Source organism: Oceanihabitans sp. IOP_32 (assembly GCF_009498295.1).
Classification (GTDB): Bacteria; Bacteroidota; Bacteroidia; order Flavobacteriales; family Flavobacteriaceae; genus Wocania; species Wocania indica.
The window spans coordinates 1128953-1145889 of the sequence record NZ_CP040813.1 but is presented as its reverse complement, the minus strand read 5'-3'; the positions used below and the strand labels follow the sequence as shown (position 1 = coordinate 1145889).

Here is a 16937-nt window from a genome sequence, read left to right as displayed (position 1 = left end):
ATCCTCAAAGTAAGCTTTAAGATTACTCGAGAAATCGCAATGCTTACCAATAGTGAAACAGAATCAATATTTACAATGAATAATCCTTTAACATATTATAAAACCCATTTAGAACTTTATAACTCTAAGGCGTCTAAGCTTTATAAACGTATGGCTACTTTAAGTGTGCTTAGGCTCTTGGTGTTTTTAGCAACGGGTTTAGGTTTGTATTTAAGCTTTAACTATTGGCAGCTCGCTGTGTTAATATTTATAATGGGTACTGTTATTTTTACCTTTTTACTATCGAAATATACCGATATTAAAGCGCAACGAAACTTTAATAAGGCTTTAGCAAAAATTAATGAAGATGAAATTAAAATTGCTTCGGGTAATTTTTACGATCGAGACACAGGCTCACAATTTCAAGACCCGAATCACTTTTACAGTTTAGATATTGATTTATTTGGTCGTGGTTCTTTTTTTCAATATTTAAACCGCAGTACTATTCATGAAGGCACTAAGAAACTAGCCGATGCTTTACTAGCAAATACTACCGATGCTATTGTTTTACGACAAGATGCCATTAAAGAGTTAAGCAGCAAACCAGAATGGCGGCAGTATTACTCGGCAACATCAAGTTTAGTGGCTGTTGAGACTTCTGCAAAAACCATTATTAAATGGCTGCAAAACTATAAAACAGTGCTGCCAAAAATAATGAGTTGGTTTCCGTTGGTATTTACCTTTTTATCTTTATCATTATTCGCACTGGCTTTTTTTAAGCTTATAGATATGGCTTTTATTGGGTATTGGTTGCTGTTAGGGTTGGGTATTACTGGTTGGTTTTTAAAAAAAATAAATGTGTTGTCGGCCAATACCGATAAGGTGAAAGATACATTTCGTCAATATGCATTGCTTTTAGAACGTATTGAAAACGAAAATTTTACTTCAGAATTATTGAAAGAAAAGCAACAAAACATTCAGTCGGATACTAAAAAGGCGTCAACCATCTTTAAGAAGCTTTCGAAATCTTTGGATGCTTTGGATAACCGAAATAATCTGATTTCGGCAATTTTTGGAAATGGGTTTTTCCTATCAGATTTAAAAAACAGTTATCGTGTCGAGCAGTGGATTAACAATTATGGCGATAAGGTCTCCGATTGGTTTGAGGTCGTTTCTTTTTTTGATGCATATAATTCGCTTGGAGGGTTTGCATACAATCATCCAGAATTTGTGTTTCCTGAGATTACTAAAGGCGAATTGGTTATAAAAGCTAAAGGTCTAGGGCACCCGTTACTTAATAAAAACAAACGAGTAGATAGTGATTTAACCATTAATAACGAGCAGTTTTTTATAGTTACTGGTGCCAATATGGCTGGAAAAAGTACCTTTTTAAGAACCGTGTCTTTACACATTGTTATGGCCAATGTTGGTCTGCCTGTGTGTGCCAAATCAAGTCAATATGCACCAGTGAAGTTAATTACTAGCATGCGTACTACCGATTCTTTAACAGATGATAGCTCGTATTTCTTTTCAGAATTAACGCGTTTAAAGTACATTGTAGATGCCATTAAAAAGGAGTCTTACTTTATTGTTTTAGATGAAATTTTAAAAGGAACTAACAGCACCGATAAAGCTATGGGTTCCCGAAAATTTGTTGAGAAACTAGTCGCTTCTAACGCTACGGGAATTATTGCCACGCACGATTTGAGTTTGTGTGAGATTGAAAAGGAGCTCGACCAAGTTAAAAACTACTATTTTGATGCCGAAATTATAGATGATGAGCTTCATTTTGATTACACCTTGAAGGAAGGCATTTGCCAAAACATGAATGCGTCTTTTTTGTTGAAGAAGATGGAGATTATTTAGCCGTTCCACTTTATTTTTGATATGTTGAAATGAGTTACGATTGAGATGTCCCATAAGCGCTATTGTTCTTCTTAGCATTATGCGATTTCTCCTAGCGTCGAAATGACACGGCTAGGGGTTTTTTTGAAGATTCTAGGTTTTTTAATGAAAATCACCAAGTAACAAAGCCTAGACGACAAAGTGGTTTTATTAGTGCATGACAAAAATTAAATTTGAAAAGTTATCTACATGGAATTTTCAGGTTAACCAAGACCTATCAGAGGTTTCAAAAATCTCTTAGGTCTGTATAACGTGCAAACTGCCACAAAATGAATATGTGCGTTTTGTGTTTTGGTTTAAAACTTTTGTCCTGTACTAAGAAGTGTTTTATTAAAAGTGTTTTATTCTTTTGGCAAAATTATAGACTTGCGGTCTATAAAGGTTTATTAACAAAAAAAAAGACCCATCAGATTTTAAAATCCAACAGGTCTGAATGTGTTAATATTTTAAAAATTATTTTTTAGGATGCACCAAAGTCATTTCATCAATTAAATGTTTGGCACCGGCATATTTGTCAATTATAAAGAGGATGTAACGTACATCAACCATGATGTTTCGGCAAATTTCTGGATCGTAGTTCATATCGCTCATGGTACCTTCCCAAACACGGTCAAAATTTAAACCTATTAAATTTCCGTGTGCATCAATAGCTGGGCTACCAGAGTTACCCCCAGTAGTGTGGTTGGTTCCTAAGAAGCAAACGGGTACTTTCCCGTTGGTATCGGCATATTGACCAAAATCCTTGGCAGCGTATAAATCCAATAGTTTTTGAGGCACATCAAACTCGTAATCTCCTGGAATATACTTTTCAACAACCCCATCTAAATAACTCACGTGGTTGTAATACACGGCATCTCTCGGGGAATAGCCACGTACCTGACCATAGGTTACGCGCAGTGTGCTGTTGGCATCTGGGAAATATCGTGCATTTGGTAAAGCTTCCATTAAAGCAGTCATGTATCTGGTTTGTAAAGCCGTTATAGGTTCGTTTTTTTGCTGAAATTCCTTGTCTATCTCATTGTAAAATTCCTCAATAAATGGTTTTGCATAGCTGTAAGCGGCATCGTTATTAATGTTCTTTAAAACCTCTTTTGGACTGCCTTCCAGTAATTTTAAAGCCGTGTCTAAATTTGTAAATGCGGTGTTGTTGTAAATTGAAGCATCTACATTATCGGTATATAACGGCATAACATTTTTAAACACACCTTGGTCTACATCAACATTGTAGTTTTTATGAATGCCTTGAAGTCTTCCTATAAGATTTTGCTTTGCCGTATCAAAGAGTTCAGGATTTTTACTCATGGCTTGCTCCATTTGGTAGGTTCTAAAGGTCATTTGCAACAATTCATTAGTTACTAAAAATACCTCAATAAAATTACGGTGTTTTATATTTACTGGTCCAAAGTCTTTGTAGAGGCGGTCAAATTCTGGAAGAATATCACCATACTTGTCTTCTAAGCCTTTTTCTTTTAAAGCTTTGGTAAAGGTGGCTTCAAATTTACGTCTGTTTTCAACGGCATTACTTTTTTCAATGCCTAAATTCTCACCAATCCATTTTTTCCAGGCATTGGCTATTCGAGCTTGTTTCGAGGCATATTTTATACGCACCTCGTCATCGGCTATCATTTTTTCATTAATAACTTGTAAAGCGGCATCGCGAATGGCAATATTTGTTGGATTATAATCTTTGGTAATATGTTCTATAGCCAAAGCAGGCAAGTACTCGTTGGTACGACCAGGAAAACCGAATACCATTGTAAAATCGCCTTCTTCAACACCATCTAAAGAGATTGGTAAATAATGTTTTGGTGTGTAAGGTTTGTTGTTTTCACTGTATTCTGCAGGGCGGTTATTGGCATCGGCATAAATTCTAAATAAAGCGAAATCGCCTGTATGTCTCGGGAACACCCAATTATCGGTGTCGCTACCAAACTTACCAATACTGTTTGGTGGTGCACCAACTAAACGGATGTCGTTAAAACGCTCGGTAACAAATAAAAAATACTGATTTCCCTTGTAAAACGATTTAATTTTAGAGTCTTGCCAATCTTCTTTAGGCCAATTTTTTAAAATACCGTTACTGGCTTTATCGATGGCAGACTGTTTTTCTTTTTCAGTCATTTGCTCGTTTATATTTGCCAAAACCTCTTGGGTAACGTCATGAATGCTTACAATAAATTCTATAAACAAACCTTTATTAGGTAGTTCATCCTTTAAATTTTTAGCCCAAAATCCATTTTCTAAATAATTGTTTTCTAATGAAGAATGCGATTGAATTTGGCTATAGCCACAGTGGTGGTTCGTTAAAATTAAGCCTTTAGGCGAAATCACTTCACTGGTACAACCGCCGTTAAAGTGACCAATAGCATCTTTTATGCTAGAGTTGTTAACATCGTAAATATCTTTGGCGGTTAACTTGCTGCCTAGGCTGGTCATTTCTTTTTCGTTCATACCTTCTAAAAGTGAAGGAATCCACATACCACCTTGTTGCGAGAAGGTTGATAATGTAACGAAAAGCAATAAAAATTTTAAGTATTTCATGGTGTAAATTTTATAATAAAATCAAAGATATGAAGCATTTATTTATTGTGTAAATTTACTGTGAATAATATTGAAAAATCTAAAGCGTTTTATGAACGTTATCAAATCAGAATACAAATGAGACAAGAACAACTTAAAGTTGCTGTAATACAAGCCGATTTAGTTTGGGAAAACCGGGAGCTGAATAGAACACATTTTTCAGAAAAGATTAATAAAATATCTGGGGAAGTCGACCTTATTGTATTACCCGAAATGTTTACAACAGGCTTTACAATGCATGCAGAAAATCTTGCAGAAACCATGCAGGGTAAAACGGTGGAGTGGATGAGAAATGAAGCCTCAAAGCATAATACGGCACTTGTTGGAAGTTTTATTGTTTCAGAAGAAAAAAAATATTACAATCGGTTGTTATTTGTTGAAGCCTCAGGGAAAATAAGTATTTATAATAAACGGCATACGTTTACATTGGCTGGCGAAGATAAAGTGTTTACAGCTGGAGCCGAAAAAATAATTATTGATTATAAAGGTTGGAAAATCTGTCCTCTAATTTGTTACGATTTGCGTTTCCCTGTTTGGGCGAGAAATACTGAAGATTACGATGTTTTAATATATGTTGCCAACTGGCCAAAACCCAGAATTTCGGCTTGGACAGCCTTATTAAAAGCACGTGCCATAGAAAACATGAGTTACTGTATTGGTGTAAACCGCGTGGGAACCGACGGTGCACAAAACGAGTACCCCGGGCATTCTGCAGTTTTCGATGTATTGGGACATGAGATAACTGCATTTAAGTCCAATACCGAGCAAATAGAGATGGTAAGTTTAGAAAAACGACATCTTTTAACTAACCGAAGTAAATTTAAGTTTTTAAACGATAGCGATACGTTTCTTATTCTATAAAATTAAGCGTTTGTACAAGACCCCAATCCGATCTTATTTCGTCGTCCATTTCAAAATGAGCAACACGTTCTGGTTGAATCTTTTTAAGAAAATTACCAGGGTCGTATTTTCCATTGCCATTGGCATCAAAAATAACGCGAATAAAATACTTGCCTGAATCTAAATTTAAAAAATCTAAGGCTTTGGCTTCAGTAGCATATTGCTCGTATTTTACATCACCCTTAGCATCCGTTAATTGAAAAATAAGCGGGTATTTAGCATTAACAAGTGTAAAACGCACATAGCCATAATCAGACTCTTTTCTCGTTTTGAGAACATAATTTAGGGTGTCGTTTTTGTGGTCAAAAAAATCGATAAAAGCTTCTGGCAGGGCTTGTATTCTATAGGTGTTGTCTTCTGTTTTTTTAAAGTTTAGATGGTACGCATTTGTAATGGAGTCGTAATTATGAGTGAATTCTATACGTGTAGAATTTTGATCTAAGATGTTTACTAAATGGTCATTAAAAGCAACAAAAGGCGTGTTTGCAGAAATTTTAAATGGCTCTTCGAAACGAATGGTACCACTAGGTTCTGAGTTAATAATTAGTGTGTCCCTTTTTTGTTCCCGTATAAATACGGTGTAATCTTTAGCTGCACTTGGGTGCGACACTTTAAACTGTAGCGAATCTACTTTTAATCTGGGTTTATACCAATAGTAAAGCGTGTCGGTTTTTTGGTCTTTAGTGATTCTATACGAAAAACCTTCTGGAGTTTCAGAAATCAATTTAATACGCATATCTTCATAGTCTCCTTCATATCCAAAAGCGATTTTCTCACCCGATATTAAAAATGGTTTTGCCGTTCTAAAATCTGGAGTTTCATTAAACAGTTTTAGAGTATAAAGCGAGTCGGTGGGAACTTTTATAAAATTTTCAAGAAAGGCGATCTGATCTGTTTTTTTTTGGAACTTATTATCGCCATTTCCATCGTTTAAAGCCATAAGCATATATTTACCGGCTTTTATATTTTCAATAGTAAATGTAGTGGCACTATCCAGAGTATTGGTAATATATTTGGGTGATTCTTTGTACACAATAGAGTCGTTAAAAGTAGAATCTACTTCGTACAAGCCAACGGTTATAAAGGTTTCTGGTTGCCGTTTTAGCGCATCTATAATTTGACCTTTTACGGTTAAGGAATCGATGTAATCTCCAGTAGAAAACACATAACGGTAATATGGAAATGGGTTACCCTCATTGTTGTCTGAGATACTGTTGCCAAAATTAAAGGCATAAGTTGTGTTTGGCTGTAGGGTATCGTTAATTTTAATTCTAATTTCTTTACTAGCATTACCAAGCGGAGTAATGTCGGGTTGCCATTTCATGGGAGGCGATATAATGAGTTGTTTTTGTAAATCTTTAATTTTTATGTATTCATCAAAAACAATTCTAATCTCTTTGCCGTTAAAATTGGTAGAAAAATTCTCTGGAGTCGATTTTATAATTACTGGTGGTGTCTCGTCTTTTGGTCCGCCGCTAGGTGTGCCACGATTGGCACAGTTACTAAAAACTAAGCTTATAAGCGCTACAAAAACAAATTTAGAAAGGGTTTTATTCATCGACTCATTTAAATTTTTACAAACCTACATAATTTTAAAAACATAACGGTTACACCCATTAAGCTATTGCCATGGTAGCAATACTTATTTTTACGTTCTGTGCTTGGTTTAAAACGGCTATACAGGCTTCTAGGGTTGCGCCTGTGGTAATAATATCGTCTACTAATAGAATGTGTTTGTTTTTTATAATTGACGGATTTTGTAGTGCAAATAATTCTTCATGACTACTCCAGCGTGCAAATCGTTTTTTATTCACTTGCGATTTGGTGTTAGTTATCTTCACAAGCACATCTTCTGAGTAATCTGTATGTAAAGCTATTGCAATTTGTTGCCCAAACTTAGTCACTTGATTAAAACCTCGTTTTCTCAATTTATTTTTATGAAGCGGTACAGGAATCACTATATCTACAGAGCTGTAATGTGTAATAGTTTTTAGTTCTCCACCAAGCCAATTTCCTAAGAAAAACCCAATATTTTCATAACCTTTATATTTTAAGCCGTGAATAAGTTGTTGTACCAACCCTTTTTTCTCAAACCTAAAAAGTGCCGTGCCGTTTTCTATTTTCGCTCTGCCGTAAAGTACTTTTTTTATAGTATCATTATGCTCAAAATGAAAGTTGGTAACTGGTAAATGGTGTCTACAGTCAATACAAATAGTGTTAGCATAATCATCTAAAATATTTAGACAGGCATAACATACTTTTGGAAAGAATAAATTAACTACAGCCTTAAACATATCGCGAATACATGGATTTTTTTAGCATCTTTGTAACTTAACTCACTAATATAATTATTTGTGAGTGCATTTGTTGCAAATTGTATCAAAAAAGTTTTTAGTTTCAAAGGGTTTTATATTTTTGCAGTATGGCAAAGCAAGATGATCAATTTAAGAAAGTAATCTCTCATGCAAAGGAGTATGGTTACGTGTTTCAGAGTAGTGAGATCTACGATGGACTAAGTGCAGTTTACGATTATGCACAAAACGGAGCAGAGTTAAAGAAAAACATTCGAGACTATTGGTGGAAAGCCATGGTGCAAATGCAAGACAATGTGGTCGGTATTGACTCTGCAATTTTTATGCACCCAACCATTTGGAAAGCCTCTGGTCATGTCGATGCGTTTAACGATCCTTTAATTGACAATAAGGATTCTAAAAAGCGTTACCGTGCCGATGTTTTAATTGAGGAATACTGTGCTAAAATAGAAGCAAAAATAGAAAAAGAAGTGGCTAAAGCGGCAAAACGTTTTGGCGAGGCTTTTAATGAAGAAGAATTCTTATCGACTAATAAACGCGTTTTAGGTTATCAAGAAGAAATAAATACCACGCTTTCGCGGATGGGTAAATCGTTGGAAAATAATGATTTAGAAGATGTTAAGCGCCTTATTGAAGAGCTAGAAATAGCCGATCCGGCTACTGGAAGCAGAAACTGGACCGATGTTAAACAGTTTAATTTAATGTTTGGTACTAAACTTGGCGCCTCAGCAGATTCTGCGATGGACTTGTATTTAAGACCAGAAACGGCGCAGGGTATTTTTGTTAACTTTTTAAATGTGCAAAAAACCAGTAGATTGAAAATTCCATTTGGAATCGCACAAACAGGAAAAGCCTTTAGAAATGAGATTGTAGCAAGACAATTTATTTTTAGAATGCGTGAGTTTGAGCAAATGGAAATGCAATTCTTTATTAAACCAGGTACTCAAAAAGAATGGTACGAACATTGGAAAGAAGCCCGATTAAAATGGCACTTATCTCTGGGAATGGGTGAAGAGAATTATCGTTTTCACGACCACGAAAACCTAGCGCATTACGCCGATGCTGCAACCGATATTGAGTTTAAATTCCCATTTGGTTTTAAAGAATTAGAAGGGATTCACTCGCGAACCGATTTCGATTTAAAAGCGCACGAAGAGTTCTCTGGAAAAAAATTACAATATTTCGACCCTGAGACAAACAGCAGTTATACACCTTACGTTCTTGAAACATCGATTGGTTTAGACCGAATGTTTTTAGCCGTATTCTCGAACGCTTTGCAAGAAGAAGAATTAGAGAATGGCACCACAAGAACCGTGTTAAAATTACCAAGTGTTTTAGCACCGGTAAAAGCCGCTATTTTCCCATTAGTTAAAAAGGATGGTCTACCAGAAGTGGCCAAACAAATTGTGGAAGACTTAAAATGGGATTTTAATGTGATTTACGACGAAAAAGATGCGGTTGGCAGACGCTACAGAAGACAAGATGCCAACGGTACACCATTTTGTATTACCGTAGATCACGATACTTTAAAAGATAATATGGTGACTATTAGACACAGAGATACTATGGAGCAGCAACGTGTTAAAATAGAAGACTTAAACGCCATTATAAAACAAGAAGTAGATGTGCGTTCTTGGCTACAGAAGATGTAAGGTCTAAGTATAATACAAGACAATTTTTAAATTAAAGTAAAAAAACACCTTCCAGACATAAGCTTGGAAGGTGTTTTTTTGTTATAAAATGGTGTAGTAGCTTAGTAGCTTATTTCATAATACGATTAATTTGTTAATTTAATACTTTTCAATCATTTAATAATCAATTTGTGAGGCTATTTAAAAAATGAAACAGGTGGTATTGGTATGGTTCAAATATTTAGAGCCGTTATAGGAAAAATATGAAAAAAATCATGTAATTTTGTGTAAATAAAATTTAAATATTATGCCTTTTTCAGAATTATTTGATGGTGGATTTAAAAAGCGAAATCGAGATCATTTTGCATCTATTGTGCGTGTTGCTATGGACGATGGTGTTATTTCAGACGACGAGAAAGCATTTCTCGACCGATTAGCACGTAATTTAGGGATTAATGTTGAAGACTATAAAACAATATTAAAAGATTATAAATCGCATCCCATTAATCCGCCCTCGTCTTACGATGAACGTTTAGAGCGATTGTACGACTTGGCTCGAATGTTTAAGGTCGATCATCATATTAGAGGAGATTATGAAGAGGCTATGCTAAGTCGAATTAGTGTTGGCTTAGGCTTTCATAAAGATAATGTAAAATATATTGTAGATAAAGCTTTAAATCTAGTGGGTGATGGTGTTGATTTGGATACTTTTGTACATGAAATGAAAAATATGAATAGATAAAAGTCTGTCTGTTTTCGAAACTTTAAAAAAAAATGCAAGCTTAAAAGCTTGCATTTTTTTTGTTTGATATTCGTATTAAACTTGGTTTAAAAGGATAGAAATTACGTAGTTTTCTGTTCCTTTCTTCAGGTTTACAGTGGTTAAAGGTCGTTCTTTTTAGCTTCGGGATACTGATTAACTGCTTGTTTATAAAAGTTATCCCAATTCCTATTAATAAAAGTATACCTCCAGCTACCATTTGCAAGGTAACAGTTTCCCCTATAAACAGCCAAGCAAAAATAGAAGCCAAAATACCTTGAGCCAAAAGACTTACAGATACTCTTGTAGCCCGCATATGTTTGGTGGCGTAGCTAATAAGCAGCCAGGCGGCAAGCTGACAAACTACCGCTTGTATAACTAACACCAACCAACCCGTATTAGAAAAGCCATAAAAAGGTTCGTTAATGGCGTAGCTTAAAATACCTAAATATACAGAAGACGCTATGAGAGTGATGGTAATAAAAGAAATAATATCCATGCTTTTTAAAACATGCTTGCTAAGTAACATGTAAAATGAGTAGATCGCACCAGACAGGATGCCAAAAACAAAAGCCTTATCGAAATCTAAATTTTTAAATACCGAAAATCCAACAAATAAAACCATGCCCAAAACAGCGACTAGTGTACCTATCCAAAAATTAGTTTTTGGTTTGTCTTTTAAGAATAGAAGAGCTAAAATACCTACCCAAATAGGAGATAGGTTGGTTAATAACGATGCTTGTGTAGCTGTAGAGCCTTGAATGGCAATGTTCCAGACTGCAATATCGCTACCAAAAATGACACCACAAAGTAATGCCAAGGCTGTGGTTTTTAAATCTGGAATTTTGAGTTTTCTCGTAATTAGAACATATGGCAATAATAATATTAGTGAGAAAAACATTCGGTAAAAGGCAGAAACTACCCCTGGAGTTAAGTTGAGCTTAACTAATATAGGAAATACGGCGATACAAAATACGCCTATTACGAGTGCTATTCTTGCTTTCTTCACAGCAGTGGTTTTAAAGGTTGCAATAAGCCAGCAAAACTAAATACCTCGATAAGATTTTTATGTGAGTAAATTAGCCATTTATGATAATATATTATCCTAATTTGTTGGGATGGTGTAATTTTAACTGAATACGCTTTCGCGGAACATCAACCTCTAACACTTTTACAATAATTTGTTGGTGTAAACTAACATGCTCATTAACGTCTTTCACAAATGCATCCGATAAATTAGACACGTGTATTAAGCCACTTTCTTTAATACCTACATCTACAAAACATCCAAAATTGGTAATATTATTTACAATACCAGGGAGTAGTTGTCCTTCTTGTAAATCGTTAATGGTTTTTATGTTTTGATTAAAAGTAAATACCTTGGCTTGCTCACGGATATCTAAACCAGGTTTTTCCAATTCCTTAACAATATCTTGCAGGGTAGGTAAGCCCACCAAATCTGTACAGTATTTTTTTAAGTCTAATTTCTCGAGAAGCTCTGGGTTTCCTATTAATTGATCGACGTTTTTGCCTAAGTCTTTTGCCATTTTGGTTACAATGGCATAGCTTTCAGGGTGCACAGCCGAATCGTCTAGTGGATTTTCGGCATTTTTAATTCGTAAAAAACCCGCCCCTTGTTCGAAAGCTTTTGCCCCTAAGCGCGGTACGTTTTTAATGTCTTTCCTTGAGGTGAAAATACCGTGCTCATGGCGGTATTTAAAAATGTTTTCAGCGAGCTTCGGGCCAATACCAGACACATAACTTAACAAGGGTTTACTTGCGGTATTAATATTGACACCAACGGCGTTTACACAATTTTCAACCACCATATCTAAAGCTTTTTGTAGTTTGTTTTGGTCTACATCATGCTGGTATTGCCCAACCCCAATAGATTTAGCATCAATTTTAACCAGTTCTGCCAACGGGTCTTGTAAGCGTCTACCTATAGATACTGCGCCACGAACCGTAACATCGTAATTACGAAATTCTTCTCTAGCTATTTTTGAAGCCGAATAAATACTCGCCCCAGCTTCGCTAACGACAAAGACTTGAATCTCGTTTTTAAACCTAATTTTTCTAATTAAAGCCTCTGTTTCTCGCGAAGCCGTGCCATTTCCAATAGCAATCGCTTCAATTTTATAAGCGTCACAAAGCGAACTAATTTTTTTCATGGCGCCAATACTATCGTTTTTTGGCGCATGCGGATAAATGGTTTCGTTGTATTTTAATTGACCTTGAGCATCTAAACAGACCACTTTGCAGCCGGTTCTAAAACCGGGGTCGATGGCCAAAACCCGTTTTTCACCTAGGGGTGCGCCCAACAATAATTGTTTTAGGTTTTTAGCGAAAACACTTATAGCAGCCTCGTCGGCCTTTTCTTTAGCTTTTTGAAGAGCTTCGTTGCTTAACGATGGTAATAATAGTCGCTTATAAGCATCTTGGATGGCAGTTTTAATGTGTTCCCTGCCTGCTGGCGGGCATGGTGCGCAAGCGTTATCACTTTTTATGATTTGGTTTTCTATATGCGCTAAAGCACGTGTGTTATCTATATTAATTTTTACACGAATAAAACCTTCCGATTCGGCTCTTAAAATGGCTAGCAAGCGGTGTGAAGGAATTCTGTTTAGCGATTCTTCCCAGTCAAAATAATCTCTAAATTTCTGAGCCTTGTCGTCTTCAATTTTTGTTTTTACGACTTTGGTTGAAATCATAGCAAAGCGCTCTAATTGACGACGGATGTGATTCCGAATAGTAATACGCTCATTTACCCATTCGGCAATAATGTGCCGCGCACCTTCTAAAGCATCGTTTATAGAAGCTATTTCGCCTTTTACATATTGAAAAGCAATAGACTCAATAGTATTGGTGTTTTGCGACATGATGATTTTAGCAAGCGGCTCCAAGCCATTTTGTCGCGCTTTTTCAGCTTTGGTTTTACGGCTTTTTTTAAAGGGCAAGTATACATCTTCAAGCGTGATTAAATCTTGAGCCGCTTCAATTTTTTGTCTTAATTCTTCAGTTAAAACTTCTTGGTCTTCAAGCGCCTTTAAAATGGCAGTTTTCCGTTTTATTAAGGCTTCAAACTGTTCCTTATATGTTACGATAGCTTCAATTTGAACTTCATCTAAACCGCCAGTGCGTTCTTTGCGATAACGCGATATAAAAGGGATGGTGCAATCTTCTTCAAGTAATTGAATGGTGTTTTTTACAGAGGTTTCTGCTAGTTTAGTGTGTTGAGTTATGAAGTCTATCATTGTAATTTTAGAATCTAAATTTTAATCAAATCTAAATAATTTAAGAGCTAATGTCATAAAAAAAACCTGCCAAGTTTTAAAACTAAACAGGTTTTCTATGTCACTAATACTTAAACACCATTTTTTAGTACATGACAAAAATTAAATTTGAAAAATAACCTGCATGGAATTCTCAGGTTAACCAAGGCCTAACAGGTTTTTGAAACTGTTAGGTCTGTATAATGTGCAAACTGCAACATAATGAATATGTGCGTTTTTATTTAAAATTTTTGTGTCATGTACAAACAGCCCGTTTATTAATTAAAATAAAAGCGACTTAAGTGTTGTTCTGTGGCTTAGCAATGCTCGTTATAGGCATCAATAAGGTTGTCGGCAATTAATTCTGCCGGTCTGCCTTCAATATGGTGACGCTCTAAAACATGCACCAATTCACCATCTTTAAATAAAGCAATGCACGGTGAGCTTGGCGGAAATGGCACCATGTGTTCTCTAGCTTTTTCAACAGCCTCTTTATCTACACCTGCAAAAACAGTGGTAATATGTGTAGGGCGCTTATCGTTTTGTAAGCTCATGGCTGCACCTGGGCGTGCATTTGCGGCTGCACAACCACAAACTGAGTTTACAACCAATAAAGTTGTGCCCGCTTTTGCTAAGGCAGCATCTACTGCTTGTGCAGTTTGTAACTCTTCAAAACCAACTTTCGTCAAATCTTCTCGCATGGGTTTTACTAATTCTGCTGGATACATATCTTAATTTTTTATTTTTTTAGTTAATATGTGCAAAGTTAATCAAAAAATGAATAACTCGTATTAGGGCGTTCCCTTAATACGCTTATGGCGTAATAAGGTCAGGCTATCCGTTATATCTTTTGCAAAAAAGCAAAAGGATGCCACTGCTATCCTTAACGCAAGGCGATACGAACTAAATTACAAAAAACGAACTAACAATAGTATATTTGCAGTCTTAAAACAAAAATAAATGAGTTATTCAAAATGGATAGGTGCTGCTTTGGGTTGGTCGTTTGGCGGACCAATAGGGGCGATAATTGGTTTAGCCTTAGGTGGAGTGCTTGATGCTGTGGCTGGCAGTGACGCTAACCCGTTTCTTGGTCAAGGCAGATCGCAAGGCGGTAGCACGTACAGAACCCAAACGCGACAGCGGCCGCAAACACAATCTGGTGATTTTGAAGTGAGTTTGCTCATTCTAGCTTCTATAGTTATTAAAGCCGATGGTAAACAAGACCAGCGCGAGTTAGATTTTGTACGTAACCAGTTTTTAAACATGTACGGGAAAGAGCGCGCCAATCATGCGTTTAAATTATTTAGAAATATAAACAAGCAGGTTATTCCAACGCGTCAAGTATGCTTGCAAATTAGGCAGATGATGGATCATCCATCACGTTTGCAACTCTTACATTTTCTTTTTGGTATAGCCAAAGCCGATGGTTTTGTAAACGATAGCGAAGAAAGACAAATTAGCACCATTGCTGGGTATTTGGGTATTAGTACGCGAGATTATCAGAGCATTAAAGCGATGTTCTACAACAAGCGCGAAAACGCTTATAAAATTCTAGAGATCGATAAAAATGCTAGCAATGCCGATATTAAAAAAGCCTACCGTAAAATGGCTAAAAAATATCACCCCGATCGCGTGATACACTTGGGCGAAGAGCACAGAAATGGTGCCGAAGAGAAATTTAGAAGTGTGCAAGCAGCTTACGAGCAGTTGCAAAAAGAGCGTGGTTTCTAACTTTTATCTAAAAAAAAACGCCTTAACTTGTTTGTGTTAAGGCGTTTTGTGAGAGTTAGAGCTGCAAAATATTAAGCTTGCGCTACAGGTTTAACTTCTAATATTTCAATTTTTCTTTCGCCACTCTCAAAAGGCCAATTTATAACATCGCCAACCTTTCGTCCTACGGTAGCCACAGCAACGTCGCTTAAAATAGAGTGTCTACCTTTTTTGTTATTCTTTTTATCGGTTGAAACAAAAGTGTACTCTACTTCTTTATTGGCTGTATGGTCCATAATTTTTACCTTGCGGTTTACGGTAACCACATCTTCTGGTAAATCTTTACGCAGTACTTGTTGTGCCCTTTTTAGTTCTTCTAATAAAAGCGCTTCTTCTTGTTTGGTTACCTTCTTTCTTCTTACGTGATCTTTGATCATATCGTAAATTCCTGTTGTGACAATGATTTGTTCAGACATAATAATGTTGTTTTTAAAACCTTCTTTTTAAAGCGCTTCGTGTTCAACTCAAACCTTTAAACGCGGTAATAAATGGCGTAAGCTTAAGTCCCAAAGCCCTCTCGTTAAAGACGGTCGTGGTTAAAAAATGAATTTAAAAGTGTTAGGTAGCCCTGCTTTGAAGTTTAGCAGGGTTTAAAAAATAAACTCCTTAGAGTCTTTTAAGAAAATATCATCTAGTAAATAAGATAACGACACTGAGCTCCCTAAACGGAAGTTTATTTTTTTTATAAAATAAGTTGTTGCCATATTTATTAAATAACTATAAGCCACAAAGCTAGCCTTTATATTCGACATTTACAATGGGTGTTCTTTTTTTGAGTGTGAACCACATTATTTTTGAAAAACCAATGTGGTTTTTTCTTTTTCCACCGTAAGTTGAACCGTTCGCCCTAAAATTAAAGCGCGATTATCGTCTTCATGACCCGCAGGCATATTAAACGCAATGGGAAAGTTGTATTCTGCTAAGGCATCTAAAATAAGTTGTTGCATAGAGCTGCCCCAAGGCGTTGTGTTTTTACGAACTTTATTAATATCTCCAACTATAAGGCCTTTACAGTTCTCAAAATATCCGGCCCGTTTTAAACTTTGTAGCATGCGGTCTATATGGTATTTGTGTTCTCCAACTTCTTCAATAAAAAGGATTTTACCCGAAACATCAATACTCGTGTTAGAGCCTAGCATGGTGTGCAGTAAGGTAAGATTTCCGCCTACCAGCTGTCCAGAGCTCGCACCAACGCGATTATAAGGAGAGCCTTTTAAACGATATTGCAAGGGCTTACCAAAAATGGCGTCTTTAAATGTGGCAATGGTTTCTTTAATAGCTTCGGTGTCTTCTATCATGCTGGTGGCCATCATAGCGTGCAGGCTCTCAAAACCTTCGTTATGAAATTGGTTGTGTAAAGCCGTAATATCTGAAAATCCAATAAGCCATTTAGGATGTTCTCTAAACTTGGTATAATCGAGTTTGTCCAAAATGCGTACGGTACCGTAACCACCACGAGCACACAAAATGGCACTTATGGAAGGACTGTCTAAAGCCTTTTGGAAATCTTCACAACGCTCATCATCTGTCCCAGCAAAATGATTGTTTTGATTGTAAACATGATCGCCCATAACAATATGTAAACCCCAGCTTTTAAGCAGATTTTTGGTGCTTTGCATTTCTTTAGTTTTGTTTTTTAAAATACCAGAAGGTGCGACAATAGCAACGGTGTCACCAACTTTTAAATAGGGCGGTTGAACCAAATTATTGGTGTTATAGGACGCTGTGTTTTGGGCAGAAATGGTTTGTGAGCCAAATAAAAACACAACATAAGTTAAAACTACAAGTAAAATATTTTTCATCATAAGGTAAATGTACATTTTTTTTC

At 36.1% G+C, this 16937-nt stretch carries 13 protein-coding genes; 5 read left to right on the top strand and 8 right to left on the bottom strand.

Annotated features, from left to right (window positions below):
• Positions 1–75: 75 nt before the first annotated feature.
• Positions 76–1845: a MutS-related protein gene (locus tag FEZ18_RS04775; RefSeq protein ID WP_153267269.1), complete on the top strand. Its 1770-nt coding sequence runs from the start codon at positions 76–78 to the stop codon at positions 1843–1845.
• 492 nt (positions 1846–2337) lie between these two features.
• Here the strand turns inward: FEZ18_RS04775 and FEZ18_RS04770 are convergent, their stop codons facing one another.
• Positions 2338–4425: a S46 family peptidase gene (locus FEZ18_RS04770; RefSeq protein WP_153267268.1), complete on the bottom strand. Its 2088-nt coding sequence runs from the start codon at positions 4423–4425 to the stop codon at positions 2338–2340.
• Positions 4426–4542: 117 nt separating this feature from the next.
• Between FEZ18_RS04770 and FEZ18_RS04765 the strand changes: the two genes are divergently transcribed.
• Entirely contained in the window at positions 4543–5325 is a 783-nt protein-coding gene (locus FEZ18_RS04765; protein ID WP_153267267.1) for an amidohydrolase, read from the top strand.
• Here FEZ18_RS04765 and FEZ18_RS04760 read toward each other — a convergent pair.
• Complete coding sequence (locus tag FEZ18_RS04760) at positions 5315–6922, bottom strand: Ig-like domain-containing domain (RefSeq protein WP_153267266.1); 1608 nt, start codon at positions 6920–6922, stop codon at positions 5315–5317. The two genes, FEZ18_RS04765 and FEZ18_RS04760, sit on opposite strands and share 11 nt — an antisense overlap.
• A gap of 58 nt (positions 6923–6980) precedes the next feature.
• A complete protein-coding gene (locus tag FEZ18_RS04755; RefSeq protein ID WP_153267265.1) occupies positions 6981–7658 on the bottom strand; it encodes a ComF family protein in 678 nt (225 codons plus the stop codon).
• A 128-nt stretch (positions 7659–7786) separates the two neighbouring features.
• Between FEZ18_RS04755 and FEZ18_RS04750 the strand changes: the two genes are divergently transcribed.
• Positions 7787–9328 (top strand): glycine--tRNA ligase, encoded by a 1542-nt coding sequence (locus FEZ18_RS04750; protein ID WP_153267264.1) that lies wholly within the window; start codon positions 7787–7789, stop codon positions 9326–9328.
• Between the two features lie 286 nt (positions 9329–9614).
• Positions 9615–10049 (top strand): TerB family tellurite resistance protein, encoded by a 435-nt coding sequence (locus FEZ18_RS04745; RefSeq protein ID WP_153267263.1) that lies wholly within the window; start codon positions 9615–9617, stop codon positions 10047–10049.
• A gap of 40 nt (positions 10050–10089) precedes the next feature.
• Here the strand turns inward: FEZ18_RS04745 and FEZ18_RS04740 are convergent, their stop codons facing one another.
• The 3 genes from FEZ18_RS04740 to FEZ18_RS04730 all read right to left on the bottom strand — a co-directional run bounded on the left by FEZ18_RS04740 (position 10090) and on the right by FEZ18_RS04730 (position 14067).
• Positions 10090–11076, bottom strand: coding sequence for a DMT family transporter (locus FEZ18_RS04740; protein ID WP_153267262.1), 987 nt, complete (start codon positions 11074–11076; stop codon positions 10090–10092).
• A gap of 91 nt (positions 11077–11167) precedes the next feature.
• Positions 11168–13321, bottom strand: a complete 2154-nt coding sequence (locus FEZ18_RS04735; RefSeq protein ID WP_153267261.1) for a Tex family protein — start codon at positions 13319–13321, stop codon at positions 11168–11170.
• Positions 13322–13656: 335 nt separating this feature from the next.
• Complete coding sequence (locus FEZ18_RS04730) at positions 13657–14067, bottom strand: BrxA/BrxB family bacilliredoxin (RefSeq protein WP_153267260.1); 411 nt, start codon at positions 14065–14067, stop codon at positions 13657–13659.
• 232 nt (positions 14068–14299) lie between these two features.
• Between FEZ18_RS04730 and FEZ18_RS04725 the strand changes: the two genes are divergently transcribed.
• Positions 14300–15070 (top strand): TerB family tellurite resistance protein, encoded by a 771-nt coding sequence (locus FEZ18_RS04725; RefSeq protein WP_153267259.1) that lies wholly within the window; start codon positions 14300–14302, stop codon positions 15068–15070.
• A gap of 71 nt (positions 15071–15141) precedes the next feature.
• Here FEZ18_RS04725 and FEZ18_RS04720 read toward each other — a convergent pair whose 3' ends face one another.
• Positions 15142–15525, bottom strand: a complete 384-nt coding sequence (locus FEZ18_RS04720; RefSeq protein WP_153267258.1) for a GreA/GreB family elongation factor — start codon at positions 15523–15525, stop codon at positions 15142–15144.
• A 372-nt stretch (positions 15526–15897) separates the two neighbouring features.
• Positions 15898–16914 (bottom strand): LD-carboxypeptidase, encoded by a 1017-nt coding sequence (locus FEZ18_RS04715; RefSeq protein ID WP_153267257.1) that lies wholly within the window; start codon positions 16912–16914, stop codon positions 15898–15900.
• Positions 16915–16937: the final 23 nt, after the last annotated feature.

Bases quoted from the DNA above. Each gene is read 5' to 3' on its own strand.
- FEZ18_RS04775 (WP_153267269.1), top strand. From the start codon at position 76: ATGAATAATCCTTTAACATATTATAAAACCCATTTAGAACTTTATAAC.
- FEZ18_RS04770 (WP_153267268.1), bottom strand. From the start codon at position 4,425: ATGAAATACTTAAAATTTTTATTGCTTTTCGTTACATTATCAACCTTC.
- FEZ18_RS04765 (WP_153267267.1), top strand. From the start codon at position 4,543: ATGAGACAAGAACAACTTAAAGTTGCTGTAATACAAGCCGATTTAGTT.
- FEZ18_RS04760 (WP_153267266.1), bottom strand. From the start codon at position 6,922: ATGAATAAAACCCTTTCTAAATTTGTTTTTGTAGCGCTTATAAGCTTA.
- FEZ18_RS04755 (WP_153267265.1), bottom strand. From the start codon at position 7,658: ATGTTTAAGGCTGTAGTTAATTTATTCTTTCCAAAAGTATGTTATGCC.
- FEZ18_RS04750 (WP_153267264.1), top strand. From the start codon at position 7,787: ATGGCAAAGCAAGATGATCAATTTAAGAAAGTAATCTCTCATGCAAAG.
- FEZ18_RS04745 (WP_153267263.1), top strand. From the start codon at position 9,615: ATGCCTTTTTCAGAATTATTTGATGGTGGATTTAAAAAGCGAAATCGA.
- FEZ18_RS04735 (WP_153267261.1), bottom strand. From the start codon at position 13,321: ATGATAGACTTCATAACTCAACACACTAAACTAGCAGAAACCTCTGTA.
- FEZ18_RS04730 (WP_153267260.1), bottom strand. From the start codon at position 14,067: ATGTATCCAGCAGAATTAGTAAAACCCATGCGAGAAGATTTGACGAAA.
- FEZ18_RS04725 (WP_153267259.1), top strand. From the start codon at position 14,300: ATGAGTTATTCAAAATGGATAGGTGCTGCTTTGGGTTGGTCGTTTGGC.
- FEZ18_RS04720 (WP_153267258.1), bottom strand. From the start codon at position 15,525: ATGTCTGAACAAATCATTGTCACAACAGGAATTTACGATATGATCAAA.
- FEZ18_RS04715 (WP_153267257.1), bottom strand. From the start codon at position 16,914: ATGATGAAAAATATTTTACTTGTAGTTTTAACTTATGTTGTGTTTTTA.